The organism is Ruegeria aquimaris (assembly GCF_025751555.1).
Classification (GTDB): domain Bacteria; phylum Pseudomonadota; class Alphaproteobacteria; order Rhodobacterales; family Rhodobacteraceae; genus Ruegeria_B; species Ruegeria_B aquimaris.
Genome location: NZ_JAOWLB010000011.1, coordinates 64,093 through 89,687 on the forward strand (window position 1 = coordinate 64,093; position 25,595 = coordinate 89,687).

A 25,595-nucleotide genomic window follows, 5' to 3' on the forward strand; every position below is an offset into this window, starting at 1 on the left:
TGCTCGCTGCCTGCTTTGCCACGATGATGCACCGGCTTCACGGCAAAGGAAACGGCTGCCGTCGTCAGAACGGCAGCTTGATGTCCTTGGGCAGGCCCATGCTTTCGGTCAGGCGGGCCATTTCCTCTTGCGCCTTTTCGGCCGCTTTGGCCTGGGCGTCCTTGATGGCGGCGAGGATCAGATCCTCGACCACTTCCTTGTCGTCGCCGTTGAAGATCGAGGGGTCGATGTTCAGCCCCTTGAGCTCGCCCTTGGCGGTGGCGGTGGCCTTGACCAGGCCGGCGCCGGATTCGCCGGTCACCAGGACAGTGTTCAGATCTTCCTGCATCTGAGCCATCTTGGTCTGCAATTCCTGCGCCGATTTCATCATCTTGGCCATGTCGCCAAGACCGCCGAGTCCTTTGAACATTGGGTGTCTCCCGCAATTGAGGTTTGAGCCTAGATACGGGCGGCGGTCCTGCGGCACAAGCCTATCCGGGCGCGGATGCGCAATCGGCTGTCTTTGGCCGCGTTCGATGATAGGCTGACGTGCAACCGGATCGCGGAGGAGGATGGCCATGTTCGCGGTTGCAGATACGGACAAGCTGGTTGACGACGGGGTGATCGCGCCCGAGGCCGCGCGCGAGATCGAGGCGCGGTCGCGGCAGGCGATGGTGACACTGGGCATCAACACGGTCCTGTGCCTGGGTATCCTGTCGGCGACGGGCGGGCTGGTCCTGTGGTTGCAGGATCCGCTGGCGGTGGCGGTGGTGGGGCTTTTGTTGCTGGCGGGCGGGTTTGGCATTCTGGCGCGTGGCGGCGGGGACTTGCGGATGTTCGGCAATGCGGCGGCGCTGATCGGGGCCGGTATGCTGTGCGGCGGCGGCACGGTCGAGCTGGTGTCGAACCATCCGCGGATCGCGGGCCAGATGCTGAGTGTTCTTGGTGGGGTGATCATGGCCGGGGCGATGTTCGCCTTTGTCCGTGATCTGGCGCGAGCGCCGTTTGTCACCGGGGCGGTGGCCCTGATGGGGCTGGCGATGCATGTCGGCGGGCTGGGATACCTGATTGCCTACAACGGGGTGTCGGGCCTGCCCGTGAGCCTGTTTTATCTCTATACGGCGGGTTTGCTGGCGGCGGGGGGGTGGCTGCTGGACGTGCGGCTGATCACTGCGTTGGCCATCGTGCCCTTTGCCCAGATGCTGGATACCGGCACCTTTTACTTCCATGCGGCCTATGTGTTCTACTCGCCGGAATCGACGCTTTCGATCCTGCAAATGGCGGTGCTGCTGGCGGCCTGTCTCTGGGTGGCGGGGCGATATGGCGAGCGCAGCGCGCGGCACGCGCGCATCCTGGCGATGCTGGGCTTTGTCGTGGCCAATCTTTGTGCGCTGGTTGGCTCGCTCTGGGGCGATGTGGTGGGCGAGACGATCTGGGGTCCGGCAGAACCCGAGGTCTGGAGCGAAGGCGCCTGGGACGCCTATTCCAAGGCGCGCGACGCCTATCGCGAAACGGCCCCGTTCATTTCCGAGGGCGTCTATTCGGTGCTGTGGGCAGCGGCGCTGGTGGCGCTGCTGTTCTGGTCGGCGCATCGGGGCAACCGGGGGCTGTTCAACGCCTCGCTCGTGTTCGGGGTGATCCACGCCTATACCCAGATGTTCGAAAGCTTTGGCGACGAACCGCTGGCCTATGTCATCGGCGGTCTGGCTCTGATCCCGATCGCCTGGGGCATGTGGCGGTTCGATCGGTGGATCAAGGCGCAGGCCCCCGCCGCTTCAGGCGTGCAGCACCCGGACGGCTGACAGCCCATCGGCCTCGGTCACCGAACAGCAGATCGAGCGCAGGGTGCGCTCGTGGTCGTAATCCCAGGGGCGGCCCCGGTGCAGGGTGGCGCGTTCGTCCCAGATCAGCACGTCACCCACCTGCCAGCGGTGGGTATAGACGTATTCGGGCCGGGTGCAGAAGGCGATCGCCTCTTCCAGGATCTCCTGACTTTCGGCATGGCCGAGCCCCTCGATGGCAAAGGCATGCGAGGCGATGAAGAGCGCCTCCTCGCCGGTGACCGGGTTGGGCCAGATCGCGCGCCAGGGCCGGTCGGGCCAGCGGGTCATTGTCGGCAGGCGGGCGAGTTCGGCCGAAAGCTTCGCGCGGCTGTGCGACAGCCGGTGCCAGATCACCGCATGTTGGAGCCGGTCGCGCAGATGCGGCGGCATCTCGGCCCAGGCGACGCGGGTCGAGGCGATCTCGGTCTCGCCGCCCGAGGGCGGCACCACCAGCGCGGTCAGGATGTTGATCAGCGCCGGGGTGGGCAGGAAGGTGCTGTCGGTATGCCAGAGCATGTTGGATTGCAGGTTCAGCATATGCAGGTCGTCCTGTGCCCGCAGCCCGTTCCTGGTCTGGTTGCTGAGCTCCGAAACCTGGAATTCCACATCGCGCCCGGCGGCCATCGCATCGCGGTTTTCCAACGGGCCGAACAATTCCCCAAGCCGGGTGTGGTCGGCATCCGTGATCGTCTGCGCGGGAAACAGCAGCGCCGAATGGGTTTCGAACAGCGCCCGGATTTCGAGGTAGAGATGGTCGGAGGTTACCTCACGCAGGTCGACATCATGAACGATGCGACCGAATTTCGGATGAAGCGCGCTGGTGTGCATTCCGGTCTCCTGTTACCTGACAGGGTCAGGCTGGCGCGGCTTTGCCCGCCGCGCTTGCCGGTTTGCGACACATTTGCGGTTTAGCGTTGCGCTTCGATGCGCAGCTTGTCCATCAGCCGTTGCAGGGTGGCGGTATATTGATCGCTGATCAGGTGACCCTGGTCGTCGAACTGGTTGGAACTGTCGGCCAGATGCACCCCCGGGCCGGACAGTAGTCGGGGCTGGAACGGCACGAGGAAGCCGCGCAGCGTGGCCTGCGCGCGCTCGCCACCGGCCCGGCCACCCGCCGCCGACATCACCGCCACCGGCTTGTCGGCCCAGGGGCTGCCCTTGGTGCGGCTGATCCAGTCGAGCGCGTTCTTGAGCACGCCGGACGGCCCCTTGTTGTATTCCGGCGTCGAGATCACCACGGCATCTGCGGCGGCGATCTGGTCGGCGAGCGCCTGGACCGATGCGGGGATGCCCTCTGCCTGTTCGTTGTCGCCGTCATAAAGCGGCAGATTGAGGTCGGCCACGATGAATCGGGCGGGCGCGAAAAGCCGCGCGGCCTCGTGCATCAGTTTGCGGTTGGTGGCCTCGCGACGCAGCGAGCCGCTGATACCCAACAAGGTAAGATCGGTCATGTCGGTCTCCTCAACGTGTTGGGTTCAACCTAGCCCGCGATGCCCGGGCGCCAAACCCCTGCCGTCGCGCAATCCCTGTGTGAAAATGCGCGACAATGGGAGGGGGCGTGTCGATGCCACGCAGCGCGACTCAGACTTTTGAAAAAAGTCTGTAGACAAATCCTCTGCGAGGATTTGGTGTCGCGCTGCGACGGTGAGAGTGCCGCTGGTTCAGCGGTTCTTGGGCACGATGACGATCTCGACCCGGCGGTTCCGGGCCTTGCCTTCGGCCGTCAGGTTTGAGGCGATCGGATTGTTTTCACCCATGCCGATGGTCGAGATCCGGTCATAGGTCACCCCGCCCGATTGCAGGATGTCGGCCACCGCGTTGGCGCGGCGTTCGGACAGGCCCTGGTTGTAGGCGGCATCGCCGTCGCTGTCGGTATGGCCGATCACCTGCACGTTCGACTTGGGATAGCGCACGAGATGGGCCGCGACCTTGCGCAGGTCGGATTGCAGCGCCGGGCGTACGGTATAGCTGTCTGTGTCGAAGGTGATGTCGTTCGGGACGGTCACGATCAGCCGATCGCCGGTGTTGATGATCGAGATACCGTCATTGGCCAGTTCCTGGCGCAGTTCGGCCGCCTGTTGGTCGAGTTGTTTGCCGATCAGCCCGCCGCCGGCGGCGCCGATGGCGGCACCTGCGAGCGCGCCCAGAGCGGGGTTGGAATCGTTGGCGATGGCGCCGACACCGGCGCCTAGGATGGCGCCCGCGATGGCACCGGTCTTGGTGTTCTTGTTCGGGTCGGCATTGGTGCTGAGCGAAGCCGGGTCGGTACAGGCGCCCAGTGTCAGAACGGCCACCAGCCCGGCCGCAAGGAAATGTTTGTTCGAAGTCATGGATTCACCTTCTGCTCCTGCGCTCACTTAACGCGGCACTTGTTGCTTTGTTCCAGTATATCACCGCCAGTGTTGGTCCGAACAAGCGACAAAGCGGTGAAATCGGCGATTCCCCGCCCATCCGGCGGTCAATTCTGTGTGGCGGCCTCGTCCCAGCGGCTTTGATCCTGCCAGAGCTGGTGCAGGGCTGCCGCTTGCGGGGCAAAGCTGTCGGGCAGCAGGTCGCAGGCCCAGATCCGGTCGGTGCGGAAATGGCGAAAGCCTTGCCGCAATTCGCACCAACCCGCCAGCATGGTGCAGTCGAGGTGATAGATCAGCCCGACCGGGCGCAGCACGCGCAGCGTGCGGCTGCCGTCGCCGCTGCGATACTCGATCCTGAGCTTGCGCGCCTCGCGCACCGCGCTGCGCAACAGTGCGATGGGGGTGCAACCTTGCCTGGGGTCGTCGGCGGGCGCGCCCCAGGGCGCCACCCGCAGCCAGTCGGCCGGATCGTGCAGCGCGTCGATCTTGGCGCAGACCCGTTGGGCGGCCTGTTGCAGGGCGCTGTCGCCGGTGCGCGCCAGCATCGAGAGGCCGACGCGCAGCGCCTCGACCTCTTCCTGATCGAAGTTGAGCGGTGGCAGGTCATAGCCGCCGCGCATGACGTAACCCAGGCCCGCCGCACCCTCGATCGGGGTGCGCATGGCCTGAAGTGCGGCGATGTCGCGATAGACGGTGCGGGCCGAGACTTCGAGCCGCGCGGCCAGATCCTCGGCGGTGATGGGCGCGGTGGCGGCGCGCACGATCTGGATGATTTCGAACAGTCGGGTGGAGCGGCGCATGGGATCCTCTGAAACACTGCTGACACCTTAGCACAGCCCCCTGACAACGGGGTGTCAGCAGGGTTGCGGTCTGATGGCGTGCATATCGGCAGCCATAGGAGACTGATCATGCCAAGCCGCGACCACCAAGTGCTGATGGCCCGCAAACTGGAGCTTTGGAGTGAACCTCACACCCTGCGCAACTGGGAGATCGAGAGAGAGCTTGCCGCCCGCCGCGAAGCGCCGCCAAGGCGGTTGCATCTGTTGCGCTGGATGGCGGCGCGCTGGCGCTAGGCCTCGCTGCGGGCCGCTTCCCAGGCCAACATGGCGCGTTTCACCGGCAGGCCCCAGTGATAGCCGCCCAGGCCACCCGATTTGCGCAGGGCGCGGTGGCAGGGGATCAGCCAGCTGACCGGGTTGCGCCCCACCGCCGTGCCCACCGCGCGCACCGCGCGCGGCTGGCCGATGGATTGGGCCAGTTCGCCATAGGTGGTGACCTGGCCCGAGGGGATGCGCAGCAATGCCTCCCAGACCTTGATCTGCAAGGGCGCGCCGATCAGGTAGAGCGGCACCGGTTCCAGACGGTCGCTGGCGGCGCCAAAGGCGCTGAGCACCCAGGGGCGCAGGCGCATCGGGTCCTCGACGAAGGTGGCCTGTGGCCAGCGCGACAGTAGATCCTGCATCGTGGCCTCGGCGCCGGCCTCCGCGGCAAAGCCGATGCCGCAGATGCCGCGCTCGGTCCCCATCACCAGTGCGGGGCCAAAGGGGCTTTCGAACCAGCCCCAGTAGATGGTCAGATCCGCGCCCTTGCGGGCATAATCGCCGGGGCTCATCGCCTCCCACCGGACGAAGAGATCATGCAGGCGACCGGTACCAGACAGGCCCACATTCTGGGCGGCCTCAAGCAGAGTGAACCGGTCCTCCAGCAGCGCCTTTGCATGACCCAGCGTCAGGTATTGCTGGTACTTCTTGGGCGAGACCCCGACCCAGCGCGAAAAGATGCGCTGGAAATGCGCGGGGCTCATGTTCATCTGCGTCGCCAGATCATCCAGCGACATGCTCTCGCCGCCCGCGTCGATCAGTTCGATTGCGCGGCGGATGACGCCATAGTGATAGCCCTCTTCCGTGGTCTGAACGTTCATGTCGCACCTCTTTGTCTGAATTGGAGAGTAGCGCGCGGGCGCCGTTGTCGCGACCCGGAACCTGTGCAAATGTTTGTCAACTGAGTTGACGAATCGTGCCGTCCGGTCCAGTACTGCGGGCATGACACATGAACCCGATCAGCTTTATCAGGCGGTACAGGCCACGCGGCCGCTCTTGCGCCACATCACGGCGGCGGTGGAGCGGGGCAGTCTACGCGCCGGAGTCACCGTGGGACAGCGGGCCATCCTTGAAGGTCTGTCGCTGACTCCCGGCGCGACGGCGCCACAACTGGGCGCCGCGTTGCAGATGAAGCGGCAATATGTCTCTCGCATCCTGCAAGAGGTGCAACGCGCCGGGCTGATCGAACGGCGGGCCAATCCCGAACACGCTCGGTCGCACCGCTATTGGCTGACCCCGAAGGGGGAGGCCATCATAACTGCGATCCGGGCGGATGAGATGGAGAAGCTGGCGCTGTTCTCCGAGGCTTTCTCACCCGCCGAGCTTGCCGCCTATCACAAGGTGCAGCTTGCCCTGAACGGGTTCTTTGCGAATTTGGCCAAGGAGGTCTGACATGTCCGTTCTCTGGATTATCGCGGCTGGGCTGTTGGTTGTGGTTCTCTATGTCCTGCTGGAGATCCGCAAGATCGGTACTCCAACCAAAGGTCCGCAGATCGACCGGGCCGCGCGCACCGGAATCGCGCTGGTGGTGATCGACATGCAGAGCGATTTCACCTCCCTGCCGGTGTGGGAGGCCGCACAACTGGAAACCGCGATAGAGAACATTAGAACGTCGGCGGACGTGGCACGACGGGCCGGAATGCCGGTGATCGCGGTTCGGCAGGTGTACAAGGCCGGGTTGGCCCGGCTGTTGAACGGCTGGTTCAATCAGGGGCGCGGCAACGCGGGGTCGCCGGGTATCGGGCTGGACCCGCGCCTGAGCCGGGTGCCTGATATCGAGTTCGAGAAATCCATGGGAGATGCGTTTTCCGAACCCGCGTTGGAGCGATACCTAGAGGAAAACCGGATCGGCACGCTGATCCTCATGGGCTTGGATGGCTGTCACTGTGTAAAGAATACCGCGTTTGGCGCGCTGAATCGGGGCTATGCGGTGCGGATCGACCCGGCGACGGTGTTGGCGGCCGATGAGGCCGGATGGTCGAAGGTACAGCAGAACCTGACGGCAGCCGGGGCGGAAATGAGCGCGACAGCGGCATAGGCGCTGCCTTTTCAATTGCGGGGGATTGTCTGTCAGGGCATTAAGGCCCGGATGGCAAAGCAACTCGATTATCACACGATCCGCGAGATCTTTACCCGGTTTCAGGCCGCCGATCCCGAACCCAAGGGCGAGCTGGAGCATGTGAACGCCTATACCTTGGTGGTGGCGGTCGCGCTGAGCGCGCAGGCCACGGATGCGGGGGTGAACAAGGCGACGCGCGAGCTGTTCAAGATCGCCGACACCCCGGAAAAGATGCTGGCGCTGGGCGAAGAGGGTGTGACCGAGCATATCAAGACCATTGGCCTGTTCCGGCAGAAGGCCAAGAACGTGATCAAGCTGAGCCACATCCTTGTCGAGCAATATGGCGGCGAGGTGCCCAATTCGCGCGCCGCGCTGCAATCGCTGCCCGGTGTCGGTCGCAAGACCGCCAATGTGGTGCTGAACATGTGGTGGCGCATCCCGGCGCAGGCGGTGGACACCCATATCTTTCGTGTCGGCAATCGCACCGGCATCTGCCCGGGCAAGGATGTGGACGCGGTCGAGCGCGCCATCGAAGACAATATCCCGGCCGACTTCCAGCAGCATGCGCATCACTGGCTGATCCTGCACGGCCGTTACCATTGCAAAGCCAGAAAGCCGATGTGCGGCACCTGCCTCATCCGCGATCTGTGCCAATTCGAGGACAAGACCCTATGAAGACCTACGATGTCGTTGGCATCGGCAATGCCGTTGTCGATGTGATCTCGCAAGCCGATGACAGCTTTCTCGACCTGATGGGGATCGAGAAGGGCATCATGCAACTGATCGAGCAGGAGCGCGGCGAGGTGCTCTATGCCTCGATGAAGGCGCGGGTGCAGACGCCGGGCGGTTCGGTGGCCAACACGATCGCGGGCGCGGGCGCGCTGGGGTTGGATACGGCGTTTATCGGGCGGGTGCGCGACGACGCACTGGGCCATTTCTATGCCGATGCGATGAATGAGGGCGGTATCGACTTCGTCAACCCGCCGGTGGCGGGCGATCTGGCGACCTCGCGCTCGATGATCTTTGTCTCGCCCGATGGCGAGCGGTCGATGAACACCTATCTGGGCATCTCGACCACGCTGAGTTCGGCGGACGTGCCGCAGGATGTGACCGGAAATGCGAAACTGATGTTCCTCGAAGGCTACCTGTTCGACCATGACGCCGGCAAATCCGCGTTCCGCGAAGCGGCGCGGGCGACCCGCGCGGCGGGCGGCAAGGCGGGGATTGCGATTTCCGATCCGTTCTGCGTCGACCGGCACCGGGCAGATTTCCTGTCGCTGATCCAGCACGACCTGGATTTCGTGATCGGCAACGAGGCCGAGATCCAGTCGCTGTTCGAGACCGACCATCTGGACGATGCGCTGATGCTGACCTCGGGCATCTGTCCGCTGGTGGTCTGCACCCGTTCGGGCGACGGGGTGACGGTGATGGACGGCACGGTCCGCATCGACGTGCCTGTTGAAAAGGTGGTGCCGGTGGATGCCACCGGTGCGGGCGATCAGTTCGCCGCAGGCTTTCTGTTTGGCATGGCGACGGGCCGCGACTACGAGACCTGTGCCCGGATCGGCAATGTCTGCGCGCGCGAGGTGATCAGCCATATCGGCCCGCGCCCCGAGACGAACATGGTCGAGTTGCTGAAGGAAAACGGGCTGCTCTGAGTTCGGGCTGGAGAGGGGCGCTGCCCCTCTTGCCCTGCGGGCAATTCACCCCGGAGTACTTTTGACCAGAAAGAAGCAGGGGACGGACGCCGCCCCTTTTTTGATGCGCCTGTTTCCCGGGTGGGCGGGTAGCGGTCAAATTCTTGCCGGATTGCGGGGCTATTCCGAAGTGATGCGTAACGAGTCGGGTAGGCGGTATGAAGGCAAGGGTGGCGGTGTTCGCGGATGGCGACAATATCGGGGCCGCGCGGGCGCAGGAGGTGCTGGGCACGGCCCGGCAGCAGGGCAGTGTCGACTATGCCCGCGTCTATCTGGATGTGCAGCGCCCGAGCGCCTGGGCCGATCAGGCGGATTGGCGTTTGGTTCACGCTGGGCGGGGCAAGAACGCGGCGGATTTGTTGCTGACCCTCGATGCGATGGAGCTTGCCTTGACCGGGAGTTTTGACTGTTTCGTCATTGCCAGTTCGGATGGGGATTTCGCCCATCTGGCGCGGCGGTTGCGCGAGATCGGCAAAAGGGCCATCGGTATTGGTGAAGCCAAGGCGCCGGATGGATTCCGGTCAGCCTGTAGCCTGTTTGTCGAACTGGAGGCGAAATCTGCGGCGGCGGCGGTCAGTGTGCAGCCTGAGCGGTGCTCGAAGCTGGATCGGCAGATCAGGTCGGTGATCGCAAAGCACAGCAAGAACGGGCAGGGCATGGCGCTGACCCGGTTGGCACCGCTGATGCATCAGCAGTTTGGCACGCGCATCAGCCAGCGTCCGGAACGCAACTGGCGCGGATATCTTTCGGCGCGGCCCGATCTGTACGACCTGGATGCCAAGGGTACCGACGCGATGGTCCGGTTTCTTCCGGCCGGGTTTGCCGGAAGCGAGTTGGCCGATCTGGCCTAAGCTTCGGCGCGGGCGTTTGCGGTCTCGGCGCTGTGCAGGGCCTTGGCCAGCAGGGCGGTCAGTGCCACTTGTTCCTCCGTCGTCAACCCCTCCAAGAGCTGCGCCTGCGTCGCCACATGGGCGGCCATCATATCGTTGATAAGGGTCAGCCCCCTGGGTGTAAGCGCGATGATCACGCTGCGGCTGTCTTCGGGGTTCTTGCGGCGTTCGACCAGCCCGTCCTGTTCCAGCCGGTCGATCCGGTTGGTCATGGTGCCCGAGGCGACCATGGTCGTGTCGAGCAGCGCGCCGGGGGACAGCGCATAGGGCGGGCCCGAGCGCAGGAGCGTGGCGAGAACGTCGAACTTGGCCGGGTTGAGCCCGTATCGGGCAAAAGTTCTCTGCATCCCCTGGGTAAAGGCCATGGACAGCCGCGCCACCCGACCGATCACAGCCATGGCCCGCGTGTCGAGATCGGGGCGCTCGGCCGCCCATTGCCGGGTGATAAGGTCTACATGATCCATGAACCGGGTTATTTCGCCGATTTATCTTGACGTCAAGATAAATGATGTTATCTCGACGTCGAGATAAATTGATGAGGCTCCCATGTCACGCACAACGGATATCGCCCTGACTGCAATCGCCCCGGCCATCTGGGGCAGTTCCTATATTGTCACCACCCAGTTCCTGCCCGCGCATTCGCCTTTTGCCGTGGCGCTTCTGAGGGCGCTGCCAGCCGGGTTGCTTTTGATGCTGCTGGTGCGCCAATTGCCGCCGCGCGGCTGGATCGGGCGGCTGCTGATCCTGGGGGCGCTCAACTTCGCGGTGTTCTGGTCGCTGCTCTTTGTTGCCGCCTATCGCCTGCCGGGCGGGGTGGCCGCGACGGTGGGCGCGGTACAGCCGCTGATCGTCGTGTTCCTGTCAGCGGTGGCGCTGGGGACGCAGATCCGGCTGGGCGCGGTGCTGTCGGCGTTGGGCGGAATTGTCGGCGTGGCGCTGCTGCTGGGGCCCGAGGCGCGGCTGGATTGGGTTGGCGTGCTGGCCGGGCTGGGCGGCGCGCTGTCGATGGCGGTGGGCGTGGTGCTGACCCGCAAATGGCGGCCCGATGTGCCGCTGGTCACATTCACCGCCTGGCAGTTGACCGCCGGTGGTCTGTTGATGATGCCGGTGGCCTGGCTGGCCGCGCCAGATTGGCCGGCGCTGAGCCTGATCAATCTGGCGGCACTTGCCTGGCTCAGCCTGATCGGTGGTGCGCTGACCTATATCCTGTGGTTTCGCGGTCTGGCCCGGATCGAACCGGCGGCGGTATCGCTGCTCGGCATCCTCAGCCCGTTGACGGCGGTGATCCTGGGTTGGCTGGCGCTGGGCGAATCCCTGAGCCCGGTGCAGGGTCTGGGCGCGATCATCGTGCTGGGCGCGGTGTGGATCGGGCAGCGCCCGGCGGGCGCGCCCCGGCGGCTGCGCTTTGCTCAGCCCAGATGCGGGGCAAAGGCCGCAACGACGCGCTCGTAGACGTCACGCTTGAACGGCACGATCTCGGCCACCAGCCGGTCGGGATCCTGCCATTTCCAGCGGCTGAATTCGGGGTGGTCGGTCTTGATGTCGATCTGGTCGTCGCGGCCGGTGAAGCGGAACAGGTACCATTTCTGCTCCTGCCCGCGATAGCGCCCCTTCCAGATGCGCGGCACAAGGTCATGCGGCAGGTCGTAGGGCAGCCAGCCCTCGGTTTCTGCCACCCTCTCGACCAGATCGGCGGTCACGCCGGTTTCTTCCCATAGCTCGCGCAGGGCGGCCTCGAAGGGGTCCTCGTCCTCGTCCACCCCGCCTTGGGGCATCTGCCAGGCGTCGGTGTTCTGGTCCATGCGCTGGCCGACAAAGACGAACCCATCGCCATTCATCAGGACCACACCCACGCAGGGGCGATAGGGGAGCGCGGCAATCTCTTCGGGTGTCATAGATGTCTTTCCTTTGGGTTGGCCCTGTCTAGCAAGCGACGTTACGGCGGCAAAGGGGGTGACGTCGGGTTTCGCGTGACAGGTGCGCGGGCTAGGGTGATCTTGCCCGTCAAATCCAAGGGAGAGTAATTCCGATGACTGCGTACCCACATATGCTTGCCCCGCTTGATCTGGGCTTTACCACGTTGAAGAACCGCGTGCTGATGGGCTCGATGCATACCGGGCTGGAAGAGACCCGCGACTGGAACCGGGTGGCCGAGTTCTATGCCGACCGCGCGCGGGGGGGCGTGGCGCTGATGGTAACGGGCGGTATCGGGCCGAACATGGAAGGCTCGGTCCTGCCGGGTGCGGCGATGATGACCAGCGACAAGGATGTCGCAAACCATTCCATCGTTACCGCCCGCGTGCACGAGGCGGGCGGCAAGATTGCGATGCAGATCCTGCATGCGGGGCGCTATGCCTATGGGCCGAAATGCGTGGCGCCTTCGCCGGTGAAATCGCCGATCTCTCCGTTCCCGCCGACCGAGCTGGACGAGGAGGGTATCGAGAAGCAGATCACCGATATCGTCAATGCCGCGGTGCTGGCGCAGCAGGCGGGCTATGACGGGGTCGAGATCATGGGGTCCGAGGGGTATTTCCTGAACCAGTTCCTGGTCACCCATACCAACAAGCGCACCGACCGCTGGGGCGGATCTTATGAGAACCGGATGCGCCTGCCGATCGAGGTGGTGCGCCGGACCCGCGAGGCGGTGGGCCGTGATTTCATCATCATCTATCGCCTGTCGATGATCGACCTTGTCCCCAATGGCTCGACCTTCGACGAGGTGGTGCAACTGGCGAAAGAGATCGAAAAGGCCGGGGCCACCATCATCAATACCGGTATCGGCTGGCACGAGGCGCGGATTCCGACGATTGCCACCAGCGTGCCGCGCGCGGCCTTTGCCTGGGTCACAAAAAAGCTGATGGGGCAAGTGTCGATCCCGGTCATCACCTCGAACCGGATCAACACGCCCGAAGTGGCCGAAGAGGTGCTTGCCAGTGGTTGCGCCGACATGGTGTCGATGGCCCGCCCGATGCTGGCGGATGCGGATTTCGTCAACAAGGCGGCGGCGGGACAGGGCGACCGCATTGCCCCCTGCATTGCCTGCAACCAGGCCTGTCTGGACCATACGTTTGGTGGCAAGCTGACCTCGTGCCTGGTGAACCCGCGCGCCTGTCATGAAACCGAACTGGTGGTGGAGAAGGCGGCGGCGCCCAAGAAGGTGGCCATCGTGGGGGCCGGTCCTGCGGGCCTGTCGACCGCCATCACCGCCGCGCAGCGCGGCCATGCGGTGACGGTGTTCGACAAGTCGGACGAGATCGGCGGGCAGCTCAACATGGCCAAGCAGGTGCCGGGCAAGGAAGAATTCTGGGGTCTGGTGGACTGGTACCGGGTGATGCTGGCCGATCTGGGTGTGACCCTGAAACTGGGCCAGTCGGTAGGCGCCGATGATCTGAGCGGATTTGACGAGGTGGTGATCGCCACCGGTGTTAGCCCGCGTGACCCGGCGATTCCGGGGCAGGACCGCGCCAATGTGCTGAGCTATATCGACGTGCTGCGCCACAAGAAGCCGGTGGGCAAGCGGGTGGCGGTGATCGGTGCCGGGGGCATCGGGTTCGACGTTTCCGAGTTCCTGCTGGAAGAGGGCCACAGCCCTGCCACCGACCTGCCGCTGTGGATGAAGGAATGGGGCGTGACCGATCCGGGCGAGCACCGCTCGGGCCTGGCGCCCGAGGGGCCGCAGCCCGCCAAGCCCGAGCGTGAGGTAACGCTGTTGCAGCGCAAGGCCAAGGCGCATGGCAAGGATCTGGGCAAGACGACGGGCTGGATCCACCGCGCGACGCTGAAGATGAAGGGTGTCAATTTCGTGGGCGGCGTGAACTACGAGAAGATCGACGACGAGGGTTTGCATGTGAGCTTTGGTGAAGCGCGGGAGAACCCGACGCTCATCGCCTGCGACACCGTGGTTCTGTGTGCCGGTCAGGTCTCGGACCGGTCGCTGGCGGATGCGCTGGAGGCCAAGGGTGTGCCCTGCCATGTGATCGGCGGCGCCGATGTGGCCGCCGAACTGGACGCCAAGCGCGCGATCAACCAGGGCACCCGGCTGGCGCTGTCCTTCTGATCCGGGCGGGGGGGAGAGATTTTTCGTCGAAAAATCTCTGCCTCCGGCGGGAGTATTTGCAGCGAAATGAAGGGGCAAAGCGCTTGGGCCTTGGGTGGGTCTTGTGATAGTGTTCAGCTATTGGTTGCAAGGATTGAACGCTCATGTCGGAAAAAGCGCTTTATGAACCCCTCTCTGCCGGTGACCCGCTGTTTTCGGGCTATCGGTTCCGTACCAGCGATCCCAGCGGTCCGCAGACCGAAGGGTTAGGGCTTGGCCTGGGCGGCGAGAACGGGCTGCAACCGGGCGATCCGGTTGCGCTCGATCAGCATTATGTACGCGCGGTGGCCTTTACCCGCGAGGCCAGCGGCAAGGTTAGCTGGTTCAACAGCCTGTTCAGTGCGCAGGCCAGCGGCAAGTCGGTGGGCGTGTTGCAGGAGGCGAAATCCTTCATGGTGGGGACGGTCGATGGCCAGCAGGTCGAGATCGGCGTTGCGGTTCTGTTGAAGATCGAGGCCACCAGTTTCAAATCGGAGGCTCAGGTTTCGGTGGCCAATATCGCGGCCGAGGCGCAGCTGGGCCTGTCGCGGGCCGAGATGGAGATCAGCGTGCGGGGCTATACCGGCGCGCTGGGCGACATGCTGCCTGCGCCAAGCGGAGTAGACCTGACCTCGTACACCAAATATCTCGAATCGTTCGAGCGCATCCAGAAACATGTGTTCGGGCCTGGCGGCGCGGCGCAGTATTCGCCCGTTGTCCTGGGCAAGCTGCGGGCCGGTGCCGGGGGCGATTGACCGCCACACGGATCGGACCGCGCCCTCTGTTGGTTGAAACGTCTGTTGCGCCGCTTGTTCTAGCCGTGGCTTGCGCGGCTGTCGTCGGGCGCCTGATCGCGGTCGGTCATGCCATAGTCGCGGATCACACCCGCCACGCGCAGGCGGTAGTCGGCGAAGAGCGCCTCGCGCCCGCGAGTCTGGGAGCCGCGATGGGCGGCAAGCTGGCGCCAGCGGGTGACGGCCTCTTCATCCTCCCAGAAGGACAGCGACAAGAGCTTGCCGGGATTGGTGAGGCTCTGGAACCGTTCGACCGAGATGAAGCCCGGCATATCGTCAAGCAGGGCGCGCATCCGGCCCGCGAGATCGAGATAGGCGCCCTGTTGCCCTGGGGCGGGTTCGACTTCGAAGATGATGGCGATCATGTCGGTTCTCCATGCGCGGTGGAGACCAGTTTGAGCCATGTGCGGTCCTCGCGCAAAATGAACTTCTCGGACTGGGCAAAGTCGTAGTTCTGCCGCCCCAGCGGATCGGCGGCAAGGCGGGCGCGATATGCCTCGTATTCGGCCAGGCTGGGAATGTTGTAGATGCCGTAGGCAAGGGTCGATGAGCCCTCGTGCGGGGCGTAGTAGCCGATCAGGTCGGCGCCGCAGCGCGGGATCGCCTGGCCCCAGGTACGGGCGTAGCGTTCGAACTGGGCCCGTTTGGTCGGGTCGATATGGTAGCGGATGATGCAGGTCAGCATGGGGGTCCTTTCGTCTGGACCCCCGTCTTAGGGCAAGGATCGCGGGCGAGGGTTCGCCCGCTACCGAAGTCTTGGGTCTTATTTCACCTCGATCGTGATTACCTCGGACATGATCGGGGTGCTGTGGGGCACATGGGTATAGTCGCCCATCACCAGTTGCAGCGTGTGCTTGCCGGGCGCGAGGTCGAGCGTGACCTCAGTCTGCCCCTTGCCGAAGTGGCGGTGGTGCTCATCGGCGGGAAGCGCGTAGGTCAGTTCTTCGGCCCCGTCTTCGCCCTGACCCATCGGGGGGCGGTCGACCAGAAGGTGGTGATGGCCGGTATTCTCGGCCTCTGTCCCCGCCGGGGCGACGCCCATGCCGCTGAGGCCGAAGATCACCGTGACCGGAGAGGCGACGGTATCGCCATCGGCGAGATTGGCGAAATAAACGCGTGCCTCGGGGTTTCCGGGCGTATCGCCGCCCGCCAGGGCGGCGCTTGCCAAGAGGCCGATGCCAAGTGCTGACAGAAAGCTTTTCATAACCTGTTCCTCGTTGCTGAAACACTGGTTGCACTCTATGCGACACAGGGCGGAAAATCGAACATGCATTGCGAGTACACGGACTTGTGTATTTGCCCGCGCAGACGCAAGGTTCGGCGCATCAACCGGGGCATGGGGCAGGCATGATCGCGACAATCCTGATGGGGCTGGTGCCCAGCTTTCTGATGGTCGGTCTGGGCGGCATGGTCCGGGCCCGCCTGGCCCCGGCGGCCTGGCAGGGGCTGGACAAGCTGAATTTCGAGGTCCTGTTTCCGGCCTTGCTGTTCTTTGCCGCCAGCAACCGGCCGATTGCCGTGCAGGATGTGATCCGTATCGGCCCCGCCGTCTGGGCGGTTATGGGGTTGGCGCTGATGCTGGGATATCCGGCGCGCCGGTTCGGGCCGGAGCGGTTTCTCGATTTTGCCGGGGCGTGGCAAACCGCCTGGAGGTTCAATACCGCGATGGCCTTTGTCGCGGTGCCAACGTTGCACCTGGCCGATGTCGGACAGATGGCGGTGGCCATCGGCATGGCGGTTCCGGTGGCCAATCTGCTGGCGGTCTCGGCGTTGTCGCGGGGCGGCAACCTGACTCTCTGGGCGACGGTGCGGAAGATTGCGCTCAACCCGTTTCTGCTGGCCTCGGTTGCAGGCGTGGCGGTGGGTCTGTCGGGTTACAAGATCCCGGACCCGATCCTGGCCCCGGCGCAGATGCTGGCGCAAGCCGCCATTCCGATCGCCCTGCTGTCGATCGGCGCGACCATGGATTGGCGCGCCCTCACCCGGCTGGATCTGTTCAACGGCTATCTCTGCGCGGTACGGCTGCTGCTGACCCCGGCGCTGATATGGGTGTTGTGCCGCTTGTTGGAGGTCGAGCCCGGTCTGGCCGCGGTGGTGATCCTGTTCGCGGCGTTGCCGACGGCATCGGCGGCGCATGTGCTGGCCTCGGGCTTTGGCGCGGACCGCAGGCTGGTGGCCACGCTGATCGCCCAATCCACCCTGCTGAGCGCCGTGACACTGCCCCTGTGGATCTATCTGATAGGGATCAGTTTCTGAAAGCTGAAACGGATTCTCGGATTGTTTCCGTGTTTCCCTGTCGCAAACGATCCGCGACAAAACCCTGATATTATCCCAGCTCTGCCCCGTTCTCGCCCAGATTGCCGCCGATAACCGGTTCCTGAAAAACAGCAATCAGCCGAGGAACCAGGAATGGACCGACTGACAGAAATGGAAGCTTTTGCCAACGTCGTGGACCAGGGCGGTTTTACCGATGCGGCCAAGAAGATGGGAATTTCGAAATCGGCCGTGTCCAAGCATGTGTCCAGCCTGGAGGCCCGCTTGGGTGCCCGGTTGCTGAACCGTACGACGCGGCGGGTGTCGCCGACCGAGATCGGGCTGGCCTATTACGACCGCGCCCGCCGGGTGCTGAATGATGCCGGCGAGGCTGACGCGCTGGTCACGTCGATGCAATCGGCGCCTTCGGGGTTGCTGAGGATCTCGGTGGCCACCGATTTCGGGGTCAATCACCTGTCACCGGTCTTGTCGGATTTCCTGGCTGAATTCCCGGACATCACCGTGAACATGGTGCTGAACAACCGGTATGTGGAACTGATTTCTGAAGGGTTCGACATGGCGGTACGGATCGGCGAGCTGGAGGACAGCACGCTGCGCGCCCGCAAGTTGACCGAGACCACCAAGCGGATGATCGCCAGCCCGAAATATTTCGAGAAATATGGCCGCCCGCAGAAGATCGACGATCTGAACGAGCACAAGCTGTTGCATTATTCGAGCCAGTCCTCGGGCAACGTGTGGAAACTGACCGCGCCCTCGGGGGAAAAGCGGCAGGTGCGCACCGCCGGATGGCTGAGCGTGAACGACGGTCAGTCGCTGCTGAACGCCGCGATCTCGGGCCTGGGGATCGCCTATCTGCCCTGCTACCTGTTCACCGAGGCGATGGAGAAGGGGCTGGTCGAGGATGCGATGCCGTCGCTGCCCGACGAGGTGCAGGGCATCTATGCCGTCTATCCGCCGGGCCGGTTCACCCAGCCCAAGGTCCGCGCCTTTATCGATTTCCTGGTTCATGCCTTTGACACCAAAGGCCCGATGAACTGGTAAGATCTCCCGCTTGCTTCCCTTGGCAAGACAAACTGCCCCGCGCTCGTCGCGGGGCTTTTTCTGTGGTGCGCAGCGTTGCAAAGAGGCCGCCGCCAGAGTGCAGCGGCATGTCACGGATCGGGCCGGGCAAGCAGCCAGATCCAGAGATCCTGCACCGCGCGACGCGACAGGTTGCGCGTCCAGACCGAGAGATAATAGCGCCGCTCGGTTTCAAGCGGCGTGGCGGCCGCGCGGACAAGCGTGCCGTTTGCAAGAAATGAACCGGCGGTAATCTCTGACCCAAGGCAGATGCCCAGTCCCGCCGCGGCCGCCTGGAGCATCATCGCCGGGTCTGAGAAATTCAGTCCGGCGGCGAATTCCCGGCGCGCGGATTTTGCCTGCGTGAACCACTTCTGCCAGTCGTCCTCGCCCTCGTCATGCAAGAGTGCCGCATGGTCGAGGCGATGGCTGTCGGCGGTCTGCGGCAGGGTGGCGGCAACCCCGGGGGCGGCCAGGGGCCAGAGGCGATCCGGCAGCAGAGGCCGGGATAGGGTGCGTTCGTCAGCCCAGGGCGTATCCGAGAGCACAATATCTATCTCGGCCTCTTCCGGCACCCAGGCCTCGGTCGTGGTGTGCAGCCAGGGTTCCACATGCGGCAGTTCGGCCCGCAGCCGTGCCAGACGCGGCAGGAACCAACCCTGTGCCAGAGCCGGGGTCATCATGAGGATGACCGATCCCGGCTTGGTATAGGCGTGCAGGCGGCGGACTCCGTGGCGTACTGTCTCCAGCGCCTCTTGCGCGGTCGCCAGCAGATCCTGCCCGGCATCGGTCAGTTCGATCCGACGTCCGATGCGGAGGAACAGCGGCTGGCCCAGATGCGCCTCGAGCATCCGGATCTGGTGGCTGACGGCGGACTGGGTCACGTTCAGCTCTTCTGCCGCGCGCGAAAAACTCAGGCATCTGGCTGCGGCTTCGAAACCGATAAGGGCCGAGAGTGGCGGGAGCGCACGATACGGATTATTCATGAGGAAAATTTGCCATAATAATAAGAATTGCGCATTTTGCACAAAATATTCTTCATGTCATTCTGCCTGACAACACATTTTTGTTGGAGAGATCATGCAGAGCGCCGTCGCCACGCCTCGGGATCGAGGCTATCGCATGCCCGCCGAATTCGCACCTCATGCCCGCACCTGGATGATGTGGCCCTGTCGCGCTGAAGTCTGGCCTGATCTGGAGGCGACGCGGCGCGCCTATGCCGCCGTGGCCCATGCAATCCGCGAGTTCGAACCGCTGAGCATGGCGGTACGGCCCCAGGATCGCGCCGGAGCCGAGGCGCTGTTGGGCCGCGATATCGACCTGATCGACATCCCGTTTGACGATTCCTGGGCACGGGATGCGGGCCCGAATTTCGTGGTTGATGCCAAGGGTAACAAAGCCGCCGCGCTGTTCCGGTTCAACGCCTGGGGCGGCAAGTATCACCCTTTCGACCAGGACGCCGCCTTTGGCGCCCGCGTCGCGGAACTCTGTGGTGCGCGCGCCTTTGCCAGCGGTCTGATCGCCGAGGGGGGCGGCGTCAGCGTCGATGGCGACGGCACGATCCTGACCACCGAAACCTGCTTTCCCAATGCCAACCGCAACCCGGGCTGGAGCCGCGATGCGATCACCGAAGAGTTGAAGGCGATGCTGGGCGGCGACAAGGTGATCTGGCTGCCGGGCAACGCGGACGAGACCGAGACCGACGGCCATGTCGACGGTATCGCGGTTTTCGTGGCCCCCGGCGTCGTGCTGATCGAAGGCGCTGACGACCCGAACGATCCATGGCGGGCGATCAAGCAGGCCAATATCGACGCGCTGGCGGGCCAGACCGATGCGAAAGGCCGTCCGATCCGCATGGTCATGATCCCCGAGGCCGAGGAAAGCTGCACCATCGGCGACCGCTTCTGCCGGTCCTATGTCAATTCCTACGTATGCAACGGCGGCGTGGTGATGCCGCGTTATGGCACCGCAAGCGACGGGTGGGTGCGCGAGATCTTCGAAGATCTCTTCCCTGATCGCCGGATCAGCCTGATCGATATTGCCGACATCGCGGTGGGCGGCGGTGGCGTCCACTGCATCACCCAGCAGGAGCCCGCATGACCACAGCCGCGACGGTCATCGCCCTGGCCGACATGGCGCCGCTGACCGCGCCGCAGCCGCTTGCCGTGATGGAGCGGTTGGCCGAGGCGGTCGGCCATGTCGGCACGTCGGGGTTTGAATCGGCCTTTATCTGCGCCTTCTTTCCCGATCACTCGCCGGTGGTGCTGTTCGATGACCTGCACGACAGCGACAGCGCCCCGCTCGCCCTCTATCTGGTCTAGTCCTGTCTGCTGGACCCGCTGCATGATCTTTATCGCGATGGCAGCACCGACAGCGTGGCCCCGCTGGCCGAATTTGCCCCGGACGGCTTCCGTTCCGTCTACTGAATGACGAAGGAGAGACCCATGGTGACTCGCCGCAGCCTGATCCGCAGGGCAAGTGCGCTTGCTGCCGCATCCGTGCTTCCCGGCGCGGCGGTCGCGCAGACCGCCCGCGCCGCCGGTTTCCGCTATGCCGAGGAAACCGCGCCGCATGAACGCACCTTCATGCAATGGCCGGTCAGCCGTGCTGTTTATGGTGGCGGCAGCTACCTGGACAGGGTGCAGGAAACGATCGCCGATATCGCCAATACCGTGGCCGAGTTTGAGCCCGTCGTGATGCTGATGGCATCCGAGCACGAGGCCACCGCCCGCAAGCTGCTTGGCAAGGGGATCGAGATCTGGGACGTGCCGACCGAAGACCTCTGGGCGCGCGATTCCGGCCCTTCCTTTGTCGTTGACGGCAAGGGCGGGCTGGCGATGACCCAATTCAACTTCAACGGTTGGGGCGGCAAGCAGCCGCATCGCAACGACAGCCAGGTCGCCCGGCGTGTGGCCGAGATCATGGGTCTGACGCTTTACGACGCGGGTCTTGTCGGCGAGGCGGGCGGAGCCGAGTTTGACGGCCACGCGACGCTGATTGCCCATGAAAGCAGCTGGGTGAACAAGAACCGCAACAAGGGCGGCAAGGACGAGATTACGCGGATGCTGCTGGACACCTATGGCGCCAAAAAGTTGATCTGGGCGCCGGGCATCAAGGGCGCCGACATCACCGATTTCCACATTGATGCGCTGGCGCGGTTCACTGAACCGGGTGTCGCGCTGATCCAGATGGGCGATGAAATCGACCCCGCCGACCCCTGGAGCCGCGCGGCCTTTGAGACCTACGATATCCTGGCGGCCGCGACCGATGCCTCGGGCCGGAAGCTGGAACTGGTACGTCTGCCCGAACCGATTGATATCCGTGGTTCCGGCAATGATTTTGTCGCCTCCTACGTCAACTACTACGTCTGCAACGGCGCGGTCATTGCCTCGCATTTCGGCGACGATGCGGCGGATGAAGAAGCGCAGGCGATTCTTTCGGATCGTTACCCGGGCCGCGAAATCGTGATGCTGGATACCGACCCTGTTGGCGAGGCCGGCGGCGGCATCCACTGCGCAACGCACGAACAACCAAAGGTCTGATCCATGTGGAACTGGCTAAGGCGCAATGCTGAGCCCATGGAGACGGTGGGCTCCCTGGTCACGGCGGCGGCGGCCCTAGTCGCCATCGTCGTCATCCCCTGGCAGATATCCGCGGCCGACCGCATCGGCCGCGACCAGACCGCGCGGGAAATCTACCGCGAATTTCTGAACCTGACCGCGCAAAAACCGGAACTGGCGGCGGCGGATTATTGCGCCCTGCCCGATGGCTCGCAGACAGTCGCCTATACCGCCTATGTCGAATACCTGCTCTATACGACCGAACAGATGATCGGCACCGACCAGACATGGCAGGGGCCGATGGAAAGCTATCTTTCCGATCACATGCCCTGTCTATGCACCAATGACGATTGGTCGTCTCTGTCCGAAGATGTTTACCAGATCGTTCTGGGTCTGAGGGCCGGTTGCGGGCCGGTTGCCGCCTGCCCGCAGGGCTGAACGCCTCAGCCCACCACCCGGTTCACCCCGTCCATCGTCGCGAGCGCCCCGTACATGTCGGGCCTGCGGTCGCGGAACACCCCCCAGGCGCGGCGATAGCTCGCAATCTCGTCCAGATCGAAACTTGCCGTCAGGACGGTTTCGTCGGTGCGGTTCGCCTCGGCCACTTTTGCACCGGTATGATCGGCGATGAAGGACGAGCCGTAAAAGGTCATCTCGGTGTCCCCGTCCTTCTCGGAACCGACCCGGTTCGAGGCGACGAGCGGCATGATATTGGCCGCCGCGTGGCCCTGCATGGTGCGCTGCCAATGCGCGGCGCTGTCGAGGTCGGGGTAATGCGGTTCCGACCCAATGGCGGTCGGGAACATCAGCACCTCTGCCCCCATCAGAGCCAGCGACCGCGCGGTTTCGGGAAACCATTGGTCCCAGCAGACGCCACAGCCAAGCCGCGCGAATTTGGTGTCTACCACCTTGAACCCGGTATCGCCCGGGGTGAAATAGTATTTCTCCTCATAGCCCGCGGCCTGCGGAATATGGGTCTTGCGGTAGTTCGCGAGTATCCCGCCATCGGCGTCGATCAGCGCGAGCGCGTTGTAATGCGCCAGTCCCGCGCGCTCGAAATAGGAAATCGGCAGCACCACGCCGAGCTTTTTCGCCAAGGCCCGGAAATGCGCGACCGCGCGGTTTTCGGTGATCGGGCGCGCAAGGTCGAAGAACCGGGCCGAGATTTCGAGGCAGAAATACGGGGTTTCGAACAGTTCCTGCAACAGGATGATCTGCGCGCCCTTCTCGGCGGCGGCGATGACCAGCTTTTCGGCCTTGTCGATGTTTTCATCCGCATCCCAGGAACAGGCCATCTGGGTCGCGGCAAGGGTGACTTCGCGCATATTTGTCTCCGAAGGTGCAGCTGTTGCACCCGTTTCTATCATTGGGACGGGGGCGCGGCGCAAGGGGCGCCGCGATCCTGTTCAGTTCAGAAGCTTGGTCCAGACCCGGTCGCAAAGCGCGATCGAGGCGGACGAGGAGACCGGGATCAACTCGGGTGCCGGGGCACCGGCCGGGGGCGTCATCTCGGGCGCGGCACAGAGATGCGGGGGGGGCGCGGTTCCCGTGATCGGGGATCGGGTTGCAAATCACTTTCCGATAGCGCGGTCTTGCCAATAATCGGGACCAGCTCGTCGGGCACCTTGATCCTGACACGCCACTTCCCGCGAATGTGCCGGACGTATTTCATGCCTGCCTCGAAGCGCTGTTTTGTAGCAGAGCTTGTAACATATGCCCATGAAAATATGGGTTTCGTGCGATTTCAATGGGGTGAGAAGGGATAAGGTGAGAGGCTGGACATCGACCCAAGCGGGACTCGTTGTGGCTGCTTCCTTCCGGACCTGACCAGGTTGGCGAGGCGCTCGCCCGCGCCAACCTCTCGGAGGTCGATATAGGCGCAGGGGTTCAAAATGGCAAGATGCTAGAAATCCAGCAGCAGGCGCAGATATCCGGCATCGTCGACTCCCAGATCAGTGATGCGACTGGCCTGCAATTCGGCCAGGTGCGCGCGTGCCCTCGGGCCGGTGCGCAAAATGGCCTGTCCGCCGGGCAAGGGGGCGAACCGCCATGGTACTGGCGCCTCCTCGATCGGATCGCCGGGCAGTTTACCCGACAGGTAGTCCCGTAGGATGGTTTGAATGGGAAGAGTCGGTAGTTTGATCTGGGGCGCCATGTCCAGCATGTGAAACCGCCCACCGCCATTGGCCCTGTAGTTGTTCAGCGCCACGATGAACTGCTGATCCTCCGTGACCCGTATTCCGTTGCAGGTGAGGTTGCGGATCCTGAGGGCGCCGGGATTGATTACCGTGCCGTGGGCATCAAAGCGGGGTGGCGCGGACAGATCGATGACGTAGCTGAGCCCGTATAGAACATCGAAGTTGTGGCCGGGTATGACGGGGTTCAGCAAGGGCCTGGGCGGTTCTTTGGCGGAGATCTGGTGGAAGAGGCTCACCGCCATTTCAAGCCAGTCGCGCAGGATGGCGCCGGTGGCGACAATGGCCCGCAGTTCGTTTGGGAACATGTGCAGGTCGGCGATGTGTCGCATCAGCAAGGGACCCGCCGGCACGTCGGTGTAATGCTGTGGGCCCGCCCGCCCGCCCGCCTTCAGCGGCGAGACCGCCGAAAGCAGGGGCAGGGTGCTCTGGGGACTGCCATGCAGGAAAGGGCGCAGGGTGGCGGCCTGGGCTGCTGCGACCTTTGCCAGGCCCAGGTCGGGCGCGATGAAGCAGAAGTAGCTGTGCAGCGGCTGATCAGACGAACCCGCCGGCATGTTCGCCGCAGCGCGCGTTGCGGCGTGCACATGCGAAAGCCGTTTCGCAAGAGCCTTGGAGACAGGGACAGCGGCATCTGCCGCCCTGAGAGAGGCTCGTGACCGAAGTACGCGCCATCGCCCGCGCGCATCCAGGCCAAGATCGAGGTCCAGCAGGCCCAGATGGGTGCCGTATTGCCCGGGCATGACCACGGGTTTGCCGTGGATCATGCCGCGCACGGCATCCACCTGTGGCCTTGGGTCCGGGGCCGGGCTGGGCAGGTGAAGATGGGTGTGCCCTGCGACGATGGCATCGATGGCGTCGATTTCGGCCAGCGGGATAACGGCGTTCTCTTGTTCCGGTGCCGGATGGGTTTCGCCCAGCCCGGAGTGGGCCAGCGCCAGGACAATGTGGCATCCCTTTGCCCTGAGTTGCCGGGCGCGGGTGCGGGCGGTTTCCACGATATCCGCGATCTTGATCCGGCCAAGTAGGTGATGGGCGTCCCATTGCAGCGATTGTGGCGGCAAGACCGAGATAATCCCGATCTCCAGCGGCATGTCTGTGCCGGACACCGTCAGATGGCGCCTGAGCACCACGTCCCTGACCCAAAGCGCGGGGCCGTCCAGCCGTTGGGCATTGCTGCATATCACCGGGCAAGGCGCCTGTCGCAGGGCATGATCGAGGACGTCTAGCCCATAGTTGAAATCGTGGTTTCCAAGCCCGATCGCGTCATAGCCGAGATCGCCGAACGCTTGCATGAGGGGATGCGGTTGCGCGGGTTGCCCGGCGCAGAGATCCGCCATGGGTGTGCCCTGAAGGCTGTCGCCATTGTCGACCAGAAGGGTCAGAACCAGGCCGGGTTCGGCACGGGCCGCGTGAATCAGGGTGGCAAGCCGGGTCAGCCCGCCGACGGGCTCAGGGCGGTCGGCGTAATAGTCGAACCCGGTCAGTTGCATGTGCAGGTCCGAGGTGGCCAGTATCCGGAGTTTCTGCAACACTTGGTCGCGGCCTTCTGGTCCTGTCGTCGTGTCCCGGGCGCTGCGTGTCATTGGATTTTCATCAGCGGCGCGCGACACGACTTTCCCCCATAGGTTGAATTGCTTTCTTTGGACACAGAAAAGTTGCGATAATACAAGGGTTTGATTGGGGCGGTTTTGTGTCAGGCTTGTATCGCAATCGCGTCAAATTGCGAGTTCGCGATT

Annotated in this window: 30 protein-coding genes and 1 other RNA gene; 16 read left to right on the plus strand and 15 right to left on the minus strand. The window is 64.0% G+C overall.

Annotated elements, in window-relative coordinates; genetic code table 11:
* Positions 1-64: 64 nt before the first annotated feature.
* Positions 65-409: a YbaB/EbfC family nucleoid-associated protein gene (locus OE747_RS15130; protein ID WP_164131638.1), complete on the minus strand. Its 345-nt coding sequence runs from the start codon at positions 407-409 to the stop codon at positions 65-67.
* A gap of 148 nt (positions 410-557) precedes the next feature.
* On the opposite strand from OE747_RS15130, the gene OE747_RS15135 reads away from it, so the two are divergent.
* The gene (locus OE747_RS15135) at positions 558-1,781 is read left to right on the plus strand and encodes a hypothetical protein (protein ID WP_263829409.1); all 1,224 of its coding nucleotides are present in this window, start codon (positions 558-560) and stop codon (positions 1,779-1,781) included.
* Here the strand turns inward: OE747_RS15135 and OE747_RS15140 are convergent.
* From OE747_RS15140 to OE747_RS15155, 4 genes are all read right to left on the minus strand, one after another.
* Positions 1,755-2,630, minus strand: coding sequence for a TauD/TfdA dioxygenase family protein (locus OE747_RS15140; protein WP_263829410.1), 876 nt, complete (start codon positions 2,628-2,630; stop codon positions 1,755-1,757). The genes OE747_RS15135 and OE747_RS15140 overlap by 27 nt on opposite strands.
* Positions 2,631-2,710: 80 nt before the next feature.
* Positions 2,711-3,253: an NADPH-dependent FMN reductase gene (locus tag OE747_RS15145; protein WP_263829411.1), complete on the minus strand. Its 543-nt coding sequence runs from the start codon at positions 3,251-3,253 to the stop codon at positions 2,711-2,713.
* Positions 3,254-3,463: 210 nt separating this feature from the next.
* A complete protein-coding gene (locus OE747_RS15150; RefSeq protein ID WP_263829412.1) occupies positions 3,464-4,132 on the minus strand; it encodes an OmpA family protein in 669 nt (222 codons plus the stop codon).
* Between the two features lie 128 nt (positions 4,133-4,260).
* On the minus strand, positions 4,261-4,953 hold the full coding sequence (locus OE747_RS15155) for a helix-turn-helix transcriptional regulator (protein ID WP_263829413.1): 693 nt from the start codon (positions 4,951-4,953) through the stop codon (positions 4,261-4,263).
* Positions 4,954-5,061: 108 nt separating this feature from the next.
* Here OE747_RS15155 and OE747_RS15160 point away from each other — a divergent pair, with 108 nt between their 5' ends.
* Complete coding sequence (locus OE747_RS15160) at positions 5,062-5,226, plus strand: hypothetical protein (protein WP_263829414.1); 165 nt, start codon at positions 5,062-5,064, stop codon at positions 5,224-5,226.
* Here OE747_RS15160 and OE747_RS15165 read toward each other — a convergent pair.
* Positions 5,223-6,074, minus strand: a complete 852-nt coding sequence (locus tag OE747_RS15165; protein WP_263829415.1) for a bifunctional helix-turn-helix domain-containing protein/methylated-DNA--[protein]-cysteine S-methyltransferase — start codon at positions 6,072-6,074, stop codon at positions 5,223-5,225. The two genes, OE747_RS15160 and OE747_RS15165, sit on opposite strands and share 4 nt — an antisense overlap.
* 121 nt (positions 6,075-6,195) lie before the next feature.
* Between OE747_RS15165 and OE747_RS15170 the strand changes: the two genes are divergently transcribed.
* The 5 genes from OE747_RS15170 to OE747_RS15190 all read left to right on the plus strand — a co-directional run bounded on the left by OE747_RS15170 (position 6,196) and on the right by OE747_RS15190 (position 9,860).
* On the plus strand, positions 6,196-6,645 hold the full coding sequence (locus OE747_RS15170; RefSeq protein WP_263829416.1) for a MarR family winged helix-turn-helix transcriptional regulator: 450 nt from the start codon (positions 6,196-6,198) through the stop codon (positions 6,643-6,645).
* A 1-nt stretch (position 6,646) separates the two neighbouring features.
* Positions 6,647-7,291: a cysteine hydrolase gene (locus OE747_RS15175; RefSeq protein WP_263829417.1), complete on the plus strand. Its 645-nt coding sequence runs from the start codon at positions 6,647-6,649 to the stop codon at positions 7,289-7,291.
* Positions 7,292-7,342: 51 nt separating this feature from the next.
* Positions 7,343-7,987 carry an endonuclease III gene (gene nth, locus OE747_RS15180; protein WP_263829418.1) on the plus strand — a complete coding sequence of 215 codons (645 nt, stop codon included), beginning with the start codon at positions 7,343-7,345 and terminating at the stop codon, positions 7,985-7,987.
* Positions 7,984-8,970 carry an adenosine kinase gene (locus OE747_RS15185; RefSeq protein ID WP_263829419.1) on the plus strand — a complete coding sequence of 329 codons (987 nt, stop codon included), beginning with the start codon at positions 7,984-7,986 and terminating at the stop codon, positions 8,968-8,970. The genes nth and OE747_RS15185 overlap by 4 nt, the downstream gene beginning before the upstream one ends.
* Positions 8,971-9,167: 197 nt before the next feature.
* Complete coding sequence (locus OE747_RS15190; protein ID WP_263829420.1) at positions 9,168-9,860, plus strand: NYN domain-containing protein; 693 nt, start codon at positions 9,168-9,170, stop codon at positions 9,858-9,860.
* Here OE747_RS15190 and OE747_RS15195 read toward each other — a convergent pair.
* Positions 9,857-10,363: a MarR family winged helix-turn-helix transcriptional regulator gene (locus OE747_RS15195; protein WP_263829421.1), complete on the minus strand. Its 507-nt coding sequence runs from the start codon at positions 10,361-10,363 to the stop codon at positions 9,857-9,859. The genes OE747_RS15190 and OE747_RS15195 overlap by 4 nt on opposite strands.
* A gap of 82 nt (positions 10,364-10,445) precedes the next feature.
* Between OE747_RS15195 and OE747_RS15200 the strand changes: the two genes are divergently transcribed.
* Positions 10,446-11,351 (plus strand): DMT family transporter, encoded by a 906-nt coding sequence (locus tag OE747_RS15200; protein ID WP_263829422.1) that lies wholly within the window; start codon positions 10,446-10,448, stop codon positions 11,349-11,351.
* Here the strand turns inward: OE747_RS15200 and OE747_RS15205 are convergent.
* Positions 11,309-11,794, minus strand: a complete 486-nt coding sequence (locus OE747_RS15205; RefSeq protein ID WP_263829423.1) for an RNA pyrophosphohydrolase — start codon at positions 11,792-11,794, stop codon at positions 11,309-11,311. The two genes, OE747_RS15200 and OE747_RS15205, sit on opposite strands and share 43 nt — an antisense overlap.
* A gap of 134 nt (positions 11,795-11,928) precedes the next feature.
* On the opposite strand from OE747_RS15205, the gene OE747_RS15210 reads away from it, so the two are divergent.
* On the plus strand, positions 11,929-13,956 hold the full coding sequence (locus OE747_RS15210) for an NADPH-dependent 2,4-dienoyl-CoA reductase (protein ID WP_263829424.1): 2,028 nt from the start codon (positions 11,929-11,931) through the stop codon (positions 13,954-13,956).
* A gap of 143 nt (positions 13,957-14,099) precedes the next feature.
* The gene (locus OE747_RS15215; RefSeq protein WP_263829425.1) at positions 14,100-14,729 is read left to right on the plus strand and encodes a hypothetical protein; all 630 of its coding nucleotides are present in this window, start codon (positions 14,100-14,102) and stop codon (positions 14,727-14,729) included.
* Positions 14,730-14,788: 59 nt separating this feature from the next.
* Here OE747_RS15215 and OE747_RS15220 read toward each other — a convergent pair whose 3' ends face one another.
* The 3 genes from OE747_RS15220 to OE747_RS15230 form a co-directional block, all read right to left on the minus strand.
* On the minus strand, positions 14,789-15,133 hold the full coding sequence (locus OE747_RS15220; RefSeq protein ID WP_263829426.1) for an antibiotic biosynthesis monooxygenase family protein: 345 nt from the start codon (positions 15,131-15,133) through the stop codon (positions 14,789-14,791).
* Positions 15,130-15,453, minus strand: a complete 324-nt coding sequence (locus OE747_RS15225; RefSeq protein ID WP_263829427.1) for an NIPSNAP family protein — start codon at positions 15,451-15,453, stop codon at positions 15,130-15,132. The genes OE747_RS15220 and OE747_RS15225 overlap by 4 nt, the downstream gene beginning before the upstream one ends.
* 78 nt (positions 15,454-15,531) lie before the next feature.
* Positions 15,532-15,972 (minus strand): DUF4399 domain-containing protein, encoded by a 441-nt coding sequence (locus OE747_RS15230; protein WP_263829428.1) that lies wholly within the window; start codon positions 15,970-15,972, stop codon positions 15,532-15,534.
* Positions 15,973-16,115: 143 nt separating this feature from the next.
* On the opposite strand from OE747_RS15230, the gene OE747_RS15235 reads away from it, so the two are divergent.
* Both OE747_RS15235 and OE747_RS15240 read left to right on the plus strand, forming a co-directional pair.
* The gene (locus tag OE747_RS15235) at positions 16,116-17,024 is read left to right on the plus strand and encodes an AEC family transporter (protein WP_263829429.1); all 909 of its coding nucleotides are present in this window, start codon (positions 16,116-16,118) and stop codon (positions 17,022-17,024) included.
* 153 nt (positions 17,025-17,177) lie between these two features.
* Entirely contained in the window at positions 17,178-18,083 is a 906-nt protein-coding gene (locus OE747_RS15240) for a LysR family transcriptional regulator (protein WP_263387560.1), read from the plus strand.
* 110 nt (positions 18,084-18,193) lie between these two features.
* Here the strand turns inward: OE747_RS15240 and OE747_RS15245 are convergent, their stop codons facing one another.
* Positions 18,194-19,087 carry a LysR substrate-binding domain-containing protein gene (locus OE747_RS15245; protein ID WP_263829430.1) on the minus strand — a complete coding sequence of 298 codons (894 nt, stop codon included), beginning with the start codon at positions 19,085-19,087 and terminating at the stop codon, positions 18,194-18,196.
* A 94-nt stretch (positions 19,088-19,181) separates the two neighbouring features.
* Between OE747_RS15245 and OE747_RS15250 the strand changes: the two genes are divergently transcribed.
* From OE747_RS15250 to OE747_RS15265, 4 genes are all read left to right on the plus strand, one after another.
* The gene (locus OE747_RS15250; protein WP_263829431.1) at positions 19,182-20,201 is read left to right on the plus strand and encodes an agmatine deiminase family protein; all 1,020 of its coding nucleotides are present in this window, start codon (positions 19,182-19,184) and stop codon (positions 20,199-20,201) included.
* Positions 20,198-20,422, plus strand: a complete 225-nt coding sequence (locus OE747_RS15255; protein WP_263829432.1) for a hypothetical protein — start codon at positions 20,198-20,200, stop codon at positions 20,420-20,422. Before OE747_RS15250 ends, OE747_RS15255 begins: the two co-directional genes overlap by 4 nt.
* Before the next feature lie 123 nt (positions 20,423-20,545).
* A complete protein-coding gene (locus OE747_RS15260; protein WP_263829433.1) occupies positions 20,546-21,643 on the plus strand; it encodes an agmatine deiminase family protein in 1,098 nt (365 codons plus the stop codon).
* Between the two features lie 36 nt (positions 21,644-21,679).
* Positions 21,680-22,099: a hypothetical protein gene (locus OE747_RS15265; protein ID WP_263829434.1), complete on the plus strand. Its 420-nt coding sequence runs from the start codon at positions 21,680-21,682 to the stop codon at positions 22,097-22,099.
* Between the two features lie 5 nt (positions 22,100-22,104).
* On the opposite strand, the gene aguB is transcribed toward OE747_RS15265, so the two are convergent.
* The 3 genes from aguB to OE747_RS15280 form a co-directional block, all read right to left on the minus strand.
* On the minus strand, positions 22,105-22,986 hold the full coding sequence (aguB, locus tag OE747_RS15270) for an N-carbamoylputrescine amidase (protein ID WP_263829435.1): 882 nt from the start codon (positions 22,984-22,986) through the stop codon (positions 22,105-22,107).
* 440 nt (positions 22,987-23,426) lie between these two features.
* Positions 23,427-23,525: signal recognition particle sRNA small type (gene ffs / locus OE747_RS15275), an RNA gene on the minus strand.
* Positions 23,526-23,564: 39 nt separating this feature from the next.
* Positions 23,565-25,442, minus strand: a complete 1,878-nt coding sequence (locus OE747_RS15280) for a bifunctional 2',3'-cyclic-nucleotide 2'-phosphodiesterase/3'-nucleotidase (RefSeq protein WP_263829436.1) — start codon at positions 25,440-25,442, stop codon at positions 23,565-23,567.
* Positions 25,443-25,595: the final 153 nt, after the last annotated feature.

What these genes read in the sequence shown, in the direction of transcription:
- OE747_RS15130 (WP_164131638.1), bottom strand. Translation starts at nt 409, where the DNA reads ATGTTCAAAGGACTCGGCGGTCTTGGCGACATGGCCAAGATGATGAAA.
- OE747_RS15135 (WP_263829409.1), top strand. Translation starts at nt 558, where the DNA reads ATGTTCGCGGTTGCAGATACGGACAAGCTGGTTGACGACGGGGTGATC.
- OE747_RS15140 (WP_263829410.1), bottom strand. Translation starts at nt 2,630, where the DNA reads ATGCACACCAGCGCGCTTCATCCGAAATTCGGTCGCATCGTTCATGAT.
- OE747_RS15145 (WP_263829411.1), bottom strand. Translation starts at nt 3,253, where the DNA reads ATGACCGATCTTACCTTGTTGGGTATCAGCGGCTCGCTGCGTCGCGAG.
- OE747_RS15150 (WP_263829412.1), bottom strand. Translation starts at nt 4,132, where the DNA reads ATGACTTCGAACAAACATTTCCTTGCGGCCGGGCTGGTGGCCGTTCTG.
- OE747_RS15155 (WP_263829413.1), bottom strand. Translation starts at nt 4,953, where the DNA reads ATGCGCCGCTCCACCCGACTGTTCGAAATCATCCAGATCGTGCGCGCC.
- OE747_RS15160 (WP_263829414.1), top strand. Translation starts at nt 5,062, where the DNA reads ATGCCAAGCCGCGACCACCAAGTGCTGATGGCCCGCAAACTGGAGCTT.
- OE747_RS15165 (WP_263829415.1), bottom strand. Translation starts at nt 6,074, where the DNA reads ATGAACGTTCAGACCACGGAAGAGGGCTATCACTATGGCGTCATCCGC.
- OE747_RS15170 (WP_263829416.1), top strand. Translation starts at nt 6,196, where the DNA reads ATGACACATGAACCCGATCAGCTTTATCAGGCGGTACAGGCCACGCGG.
- OE747_RS15175 (WP_263829417.1), top strand. Translation starts at nt 6,647, where the DNA reads ATGTCCGTTCTCTGGATTATCGCGGCTGGGCTGTTGGTTGTGGTTCTC.
- nth (WP_263829418.1), top strand. Translation starts at nt 7,343, where the DNA reads ATGGCAAAGCAACTCGATTATCACACGATCCGCGAGATCTTTACCCGG.
- OE747_RS15185 (WP_263829419.1), top strand. Translation starts at nt 7,984, where the DNA reads ATGAAGACCTACGATGTCGTTGGCATCGGCAATGCCGTTGTCGATGTG.
- OE747_RS15190 (WP_263829420.1), top strand. Translation starts at nt 9,168, where the DNA reads ATGAAGGCAAGGGTGGCGGTGTTCGCGGATGGCGACAATATCGGGGCC.
- OE747_RS15195 (WP_263829421.1), bottom strand. Translation starts at nt 10,363, where the DNA reads ATGGATCATGTAGACCTTATCACCCGGCAATGGGCGGCCGAGCGCCCC.
- OE747_RS15200 (WP_263829422.1), top strand. Translation starts at nt 10,446, where the DNA reads ATGTCACGCACAACGGATATCGCCCTGACTGCAATCGCCCCGGCCATC.
- OE747_RS15205 (WP_263829423.1), bottom strand. Translation starts at nt 11,794, where the DNA reads ATGACACCCGAAGAGATTGCCGCGCTCCCCTATCGCCCCTGCGTGGGT.
- OE747_RS15210 (WP_263829424.1), top strand. Translation starts at nt 11,929, where the DNA reads ATGACTGCGTACCCACATATGCTTGCCCCGCTTGATCTGGGCTTTACC.
- OE747_RS15215 (WP_263829425.1), top strand. Translation starts at nt 14,100, where the DNA reads ATGTCGGAAAAAGCGCTTTATGAACCCCTCTCTGCCGGTGACCCGCTG.
- OE747_RS15220 (WP_263829426.1), bottom strand. Translation starts at nt 15,133, where the DNA reads ATGATCGCCATCATCTTCGAAGTCGAACCCGCCCCAGGGCAACAGGGC.
- OE747_RS15225 (WP_263829427.1), bottom strand. Translation starts at nt 15,453, where the DNA reads ATGCTGACCTGCATCATCCGCTACCATATCGACCCGACCAAACGGGCC.
- OE747_RS15230 (WP_263829428.1), bottom strand. Translation starts at nt 15,972, where the DNA reads ATGAAAAGCTTTCTGTCAGCACTTGGCATCGGCCTCTTGGCAAGCGCC.
- OE747_RS15235 (WP_263829429.1), top strand. Translation starts at nt 16,116, where the DNA reads ATGATCGCGACAATCCTGATGGGGCTGGTGCCCAGCTTTCTGATGGTC.
- OE747_RS15240 (WP_263387560.1), top strand. Translation starts at nt 17,178, where the DNA reads ATGGACCGACTGACAGAAATGGAAGCTTTTGCCAACGTCGTGGACCAG.
- OE747_RS15245 (WP_263829430.1), bottom strand. Translation starts at nt 19,087, where the DNA reads ATGAATAATCCGTATCGTGCGCTCCCGCCACTCTCGGCCCTTATCGGT.
- OE747_RS15250 (WP_263829431.1), top strand. Translation starts at nt 19,182, where the DNA reads ATGCAGAGCGCCGTCGCCACGCCTCGGGATCGAGGCTATCGCATGCCC.
- OE747_RS15255 (WP_263829432.1), top strand. Translation starts at nt 20,198, where the DNA reads ATGACCACAGCCGCGACGGTCATCGCCCTGGCCGACATGGCGCCGCTG.
- OE747_RS15260 (WP_263829433.1), top strand. Translation starts at nt 20,546, where the DNA reads ATGGTGACTCGCCGCAGCCTGATCCGCAGGGCAAGTGCGCTTGCTGCC.
- OE747_RS15265 (WP_263829434.1), top strand. Translation starts at nt 21,680, where the DNA reads ATGGAGACGGTGGGCTCCCTGGTCACGGCGGCGGCGGCCCTAGTCGCC.
- aguB (WP_263829435.1), bottom strand. Translation starts at nt 22,986, where the DNA reads ATGCGCGAAGTCACCCTTGCCGCGACCCAGATGGCCTGTTCCTGGGAT.
- OE747_RS15280 (WP_263829436.1), bottom strand. Translation starts at nt 25,442, where the DNA reads ATGACACGCAGCGCCCGGGACACGACGACAGGACCAGAAGGCCGCGAC.